Source organism: Immundisolibacter sp. (assembly GCF_041601295.1).
Classification (GTDB): domain Bacteria; phylum Pseudomonadota; class Gammaproteobacteria; order Immundisolibacterales; family Immundisolibacteraceae; genus Immundisolibacter.
In genome coordinates this window covers 1-5,862 of record NZ_JBFIII010000132.1, presented here as the reverse complement: position 1 = coordinate 5,862, position 5,862 = coordinate 1, and the positions used below count along the sequence as shown (strand labels likewise).

5 protein-coding genes and 1 pseudogene are annotated in these 5,862 nt (G+C 65.5%); 1 reads left to right on the top strand and 5 read right to left on the bottom strand.

Features of this window, described 5'->3' with window-relative positions:
• Both ABZF37_RS13205 and ABZF37_RS13200 read right to left on the bottom strand, forming a co-directional pair.
• The coding region (locus tag ABZF37_RS13205; protein WP_372720678.1) for a 2-keto-4-pentenoate hydratase at positions 1–644 on the bottom strand (644 nt) is incomplete at its 3' end.
• Between the two features lie 8 nt (positions 645–652).
• Positions 653–1,447: an SDR family oxidoreductase gene (locus tag ABZF37_RS13200; RefSeq protein WP_372720676.1), complete on the bottom strand. Its 795-nt coding sequence runs from the start codon at positions 1,445–1,447 to the stop codon at positions 653–655.
• 111 nt (positions 1,448–1,558) lie between these two features.
• Between ABZF37_RS13200 and fumC the strand changes: the two genes are divergently transcribed.
• Positions 1,559–2,953: a class II fumarate hydratase gene (gene fumC / locus ABZF37_RS13195; protein WP_372720674.1), complete on the top strand. Its 1,395-nt coding sequence runs from the start codon at positions 1,559–1,561 to the stop codon at positions 2,951–2,953.
• A 45-nt stretch (positions 2,954–2,998) separates the two neighbouring features.
• Here fumC and ABZF37_RS13190 read toward each other — a convergent pair whose 3' ends face one another.
• From ABZF37_RS13190 to glcE, 3 genes and pseudogenes are all read right to left on the bottom strand, one after another.
• Positions 2,999–3,775: a hypothetical protein gene (locus ABZF37_RS13190; protein WP_372720672.1), complete on the bottom strand. Its 777-nt coding sequence runs from the start codon at positions 3,773–3,775 to the stop codon at positions 2,999–3,001.
• Between the two features lie 155 nt (positions 3,776–3,930).
• Positions 3,931–5,154 (bottom strand): M48 family metalloprotease, encoded by a 1,224-nt coding sequence (locus ABZF37_RS13185; RefSeq protein ID WP_372720670.1) that lies wholly within the window; start codon positions 5,152–5,154, stop codon positions 3,931–3,933.
• A gap of 223 nt (positions 5,155–5,377) precedes the next feature.
• A pseudogene (gene glcE / locus ABZF37_RS13180) lies at positions 5,378–5,862 on the bottom strand (glycolate oxidase subunit GlcE); the annotation flags it as partial.

Below are 5,862 nucleotides of genomic sequence, written 5' to 3'. Positions count from 1 at the left end.
CCCCGCCCGTATTCCGCCAATTTATTGGCGAGCCAGGCCAGCGAAGCATAGGGGTCACCCATCACCGCCGCGCCACTTGCCTGCGCCACCTGCTCACCGTTGATGCTGACCTCACAGGTCACGGCGGCAAGATCGGCATCGACCTGTAGCGGAATTTCCGGTCCGATCACGAAGGCACGCTGTTGTACGTTGTCGGCCACCGCTACCGCCAGTTGGGCGGTGAAATCACCGCGGTTCTCGACCAGCTCCATGGCCGGGTGACAACTGCTGACCGCGGCCCGTGCCGCCGCCACGTCCACCCCCGGGCCGCGCAGCGGCTTACCCAGCCGCAGACATAGCTCGTTCTCGAATCCGGTCCCCCGCCAGTTGGCAAGATCAATCCGCACACCGCTGTCCAGGCGCCCGCTGGCCAGCAGGTAACCGAACACCGGCTCATGCACCCCGAACTGCTCGCGGATCGCATCCGCGGTCAGGCCGACCTTCCAACCGACCTGCTGGGCGCCGCCCGCCACCGCCTTGTCGAGCAGGCCCAGCTGGACCTGGCAGGCCTGATCCAGGCTCAGGCGGTCGAACCACTGCGGTGGGTAATACACGCCCCGTTCGCGGCTGGCCCAGAAATCCTCAACGATCGCGGCAATTTGCATAAGCCCCCCTACAACACCGACCGCAGCTGCCCGCCATCGACGGGAATGCTCAGCCCGGTCAAGAAACCCGCCCGCTCGGAGGCCAGAAACGCCACCAGATCGGCCATCTCGCGCGGCTCGCCCAGGCGCTTCATCGGCACGCGCTGGGCACGCAGCCCGATCTCGCGCGCCGGGTCGCGGCCAAAATGCTCCGCCTGCATGTGCGACACCTGCTCCAGACGCTCGGTGTGGATGGAGCCCGGCAAAACGTTGTTCACGGTAATGCCTTCGGCCGCCACCTGCTCGGCAAGATAGCGGGCGTACGCCACCACTCCGGAACGGGAAATCGACGACAGCACCAGGTTGTCCTCGATCTGGCGCACCGACAGCGCCAGCAGGTTGATCACCCGGCCGTACTGGTGTTCGCGCATCAGCGGCACCGCCTGGCGGCACAGGCGCACCACGTTCATGAAATTCTGCTGATAGGCCAGCAGGTACTTTTCGTCATCGAGATCCAGCGGCTGCCCCGGCGGCGGTCCGCCGGTGTTGGTCACCAGCACATCCAGCCGGCCCCAGTGCGTGCGCGCTGCCTCGACCACCTCGGCGGCAGCGGACGCTTGCGTCAGGTCCACGGCCAGATGCGCCAGATTTGCGCCCGGCACCTGCACCTCGATGTCGGCCTGCGCCTGCGCCAGGCGCTCGCCGCTGCGCGCGCACAGCAGTACCCGCGCGCCCTCCGCCGCCAGGCCAGTGGCAATTGCCCGTCCCATGCCCTGACTGGCGCCACACACCACCGCCACGCGTTCTTTTAATCCAAGTTCCAAGCCCCTGCCCTCCGTCGCAACACTCGCCCGGTGCCCATGCTACCAAGCCAGACCGCCGCGGCCGGTAAAATGCCGCTGCCTGCCGCCATCACCAGACACGGAGCCATAGCAATGTCCTTTCGCATCGAGCGCGACACCATGGGCGAACTCGAGGTTCCGGCCGACCGCTACTGGGGCGCCCAGACCGCCCGCAGCCTGAAGTTCTTCGCCATCGGTGGCGAGCGCGAGCGCATGCCCCTGGAGGTAATCCACGCGTTCGGCATCCTCAAGCACGCTGCCGCACTGACCAACGCGGAACTCGGCCTTCTGCCGGCGGACAAGTCGGACCTGATCTGCGCCGCCGCGGCCGAAGTGGCCGACGGCAAGCTCGACGACCACTTCCCGCTGGTGGTCTGGCAGACCGGCTCCGGCACCCAGAGCAACATGAACGTGAACGAGGTCATCGCCAACCGGGCCATCGAGATGGCCGGCGGCGAGCTCGGCTCGAAAAAACCCGTCCACCCCAACGACGACGTCAACAAATCGCAGTCGTCCAACGACACTTTCCCGACCGCCATGCACATCGCCGCCGCGCGCGAGGTACACGACGAACTGCTGCCGGCGCTGCGCCACCTGCGCGATGTACTCATGCGCAAGGCCGCCGAGTTCGAGCCGATCATCAAGGTCGGCCGCACCCACATGATGGACGCCGTGCCGCTGACCCTGGGCCAGGAATTCAGCGGCTACGTGCACCAGCTGAACGACGTCATCGATGCCGTGGACGGCGCCCTGCCGCGGCTGTACCAACTGGCCATCGGTGGCACTGCCGTGGGCACCGGCCTTAACACTCACCCACTTTTCGCGGACGCGGTGGCCGACCGGATTGCCGAGCTGACCGCCCTGCCCTTCATCACCGCGCCGAACAAATTCGCCGCCCTGGCGGCGCACGACGCCATCGTATGGATGAGCGGCGCCCTGAAAACCGCCGCCGCCGCATGCATGAAAATTGCCAACGACTTTCGCCTGCTCGGCTCCGGCCCGCGTTGCGGCATCGGCGAACTCAGCCTGCCGGAGAACGAACCGGGCAGCTCCATCATGCCGGGCAAGGTCAACCCGACCCAGTCCGAGGCACTGACCATGGTGGCCGCGCAGGTGTTCGGCAACGACGTCGCCATCAACTTCGGCGGCGCCAGCGGCCACCTGCAACTGAATGTGTTCAAGCCGCTGCTGATCCGCAACCTGTTGCAATCGATCCGCCTGCTGACCGACGCCAGCCGCTCCTTCGCCGATCATTGCGTGGCCGGCACCGTGGCCAACGAAGCACAGATTCGCCAGTACCTGGATCGCAACCTGATGTTGGTGACGGCGCTTAACCCGCACATCGGCTACGACAACGCCGCCAAGGCAGCCAAAAAAGCCCACCACGAGAACCTGACGCTCAAGGAGTCGGTGGTCGCGCTCGGCCTGCTGAGCCCCGAGGATTTCGACCGCCTGATCAATCCAGCAGACATGCTGGGGCCGAGCTGAGGCCTCTACACCACCCAAGAGAATCCACTGCGCGTGGGGCGCCCGTCAGGGCGTAACCGAAACCTGTCCTGGCCTGACAGTCGCTTCTTTTGTCCCGGACGTAACTGCGGGCGCGGACTTTTCCGGTTCAGCGACCGGCTCCGAGTCCCCGGCATCCGGCGACGGCTGCGGCACGACCACCGTGCTGCCACTTGCCGAGGCAAGCGCCGGAGAAGGAGTAACGGGCGGTCGCGGGCGAGCCCGTGGCAGCTCCGTGAGCAAGGTCTCCAGGTTCGGCTCGGAAGCTTGTGCGATCGTTTGTACATTCGTCCACAGGACATCTCCGGTGGTGCCGTCAACGAGCGCCAGCTCCGCCATGATCCCTTCGTTCGGGCTCATCGCAGCAACACCTGTCAGCGCCGCCAACAAAGTCGCCGCCATGATGTCCTTGGCAATCACCCCACCGGATTTTTCAAAGGCGGCACAGCGCACCAGGACCAAGGCGTCCGCATGCCCGTATTCGGCAAGCCCATTGACGATAGGCCCCAGCGAAGTCCGAATCGACGCTTGTTGTTCCTTGGGCAAAGCCGCCTTTTGGTACAACTGCCCGGACGCTTTGTTATAGGCCGTACGTACCTGCTCCAGGGAGAAACGCAGGTCCGGCGACTCGGCAGTGGCCAGGTCCAGATCGAGATCCTGGACCTCGTAACCCCGCCTCTCGAACAAGGGCCGCACCGTCACAGCGAGCTGCCGAGCCATTGCGGTCTCCTTGTCGGTGAGCCGCGCGTTGTCACCGTTGAAGACGATACGTTGCACCTCGACATCTGCCGGCAATAGCAGCAAGCGCTGTAGCGGCCGTTCGGCGCGCGCTAAATCAGGATGTTCGCGCACCGTCGTCAGGGTCGGAGCACAGGCCGCCAACAATGCCGCCCCGACCAGCCAAAGACTTACCCTACCCAGGTTCCAAACTACAGCCATCGCGTGTCCCTCCGGCAATGTCACGGTGCAGTCATCAGATATTCGACGTATCGCCGATCGCGGGCTTGTGGCGCCAGCGCCAGATAGCGGGAAAGGTGCTCACGCATGCTGGTCGCCTCGCCGCGGGCATGCGCCACCAGCCCCAGGCCACGGTGTGCCGGAGCGAACTGTGAGTCGATAGCCAGCGCCTCTCCGTAGGCGATCTGCGCCGCATCCAGCCAGGACTGCTGCTGGCTGCGCATTTCAGCCACCAATTTGTCGCTGTATTTGGTCTGGCGTAGCACGGCTTGCTCCTGTGCTGCCAATTCTGGCTGTGCCGCCATCTGTCGGCGGGCCTCACCCGTCAGGTAACGACCCATTGGCTGTTTTGGCGCCAGCTTATCCAGGGAGGTGGCATTGCGCAGAGCCAGTTCGTACTGGCCTCCCAGCAACTTCAGTTCAGCACTGTCGGCGAGCGCTCTGAGACGTATCGGAAGATACTCGGTCTCGCCAACCCGGCCATTGCCCACTGGGTCATGACCGACCAGGCGGGCACGCACCGCCGCCTCCCGCTGGGCGTTATCCGGATGACTCGCGTACAGGGATCCCAGGAACGATTCCGTTACAGGAATCTCCCGGAGCACGCCAAACACTTGAGTCGAGCCCTCCGGGTCGTAGCCGGCGGCGAGCAGGTAGTCCAGTCCATTACTGTCCGCCTCCTGCTCGAGCTCCCGGCTGTAATGGGCCATGGATGCAATAAACGGAAGGTACGCAACCGACGTACCCATCAGGGCCAGGTCTGCGAGATGCGCGCTTATGACTTTACGGCGCCGGCTTTGCTGCTGGCGGGCAGCATGATGGCCGGCGACATGGGCCGCCTCGTGGCCGAGCACGTGCGCCAGTTGCGCCTCGTTCTCTAGCCGGGCCAGCAGGCCAAGATTGACGTAAATGCCGCCACTGGGTAGCGCGAACGCATTCGAGTTGGGATCACGCAGCACATTGAACCGAAGGGGCAACGACACCTTGCCCGCCGCGACCACCCGGTTACCGGTGGCGGCCACATAGTCTTTCAGCAAGGGCTCGTTAAGGATCAAGCCGCGGCGCTCCAGTTCCTGCTCGAACTCGGTGGCGCGGGTGATGAGTTCGCGCTCATCGGCGCTCTGGGCGATCGGCGTCGTAGGGCCAAGCTCGGCCAGAGCCGCCAGCGGCACAGCCAGGCACAAAACAGCGACCAGGGCGGGCCACTTACATGGGCCATGCCACATCTTCGCCTACCCCCAGCCACCAGAATGTTGATGGTGGGTTTTATGTCATAGAACTCAGCCGGGGTCCACAGATTCTTTTGCCGGAAAACCCGCAGCTCGGATCACCCCCGGCAGCCGCTCTGAGCCGGCTTAGGGCACCCGCAAGAGGCCAGGATAAAGTTGACGGTCCGCCTGGCTGGGCACGCGGATTAGCCAGCCCCCCGCACAAGGCCAGACCGCCAGGTCAAAAGCCGGAATACAGGCGCCCGGGACTGAATAGGCCGCTGGGGTCCAGTTCCGCTTTCAGGCGCTGCTGCAGCGCGGTGTGCGCTGGCGGCAGAGGCTGAAACACCCCGCCCCCGCGCTCGCCGTCGCGGATCAGGCTGGCATGGCCGTGCGCTGCCGCAGCGGCCGCCCAGACCTGCGCCGGTGCCGCCTCGCTGCGCAGCCAGCGCTGGGCGCCGCCCCAGTCCACCAGCCACTCGCCAGCCAGGTCGGGGGGTGGCGTGGCAGGCAACAGCGACATCCGCCACAGGGGTGAGTTCCCCGAGAAAAACGGCAGTTCCAGATCCCGCAGCGCCTGCCAGAACACGGCACCCTGCGCCCACGGCTCGCCGCCGATCTGCTTTCGCGCGGCATCCACACCGGCCGCGGTGCCGGACAGGCGCAGGTACACCTGCCCGCCAACCTGGCACAGGCCCGACAGCGGCCATGGCCGGCGTTGCCAGT

What these genes read in the sequence shown, in the direction of transcription:
- fumC (WP_372720674.1), top strand. Translation starts at nt 1,559, where the DNA reads ATGTCCTTTCGCATCGAGCGCGACACCATGGGCGAACTCGAGGTTCCG.
- ABZF37_RS13185 (WP_372720670.1), bottom strand. Translation starts at nt 5,154, where the DNA reads ATGTGGCATGGCCCATGTAAGTGGCCCGCCCTGGTCGCTGTTTTGTGC.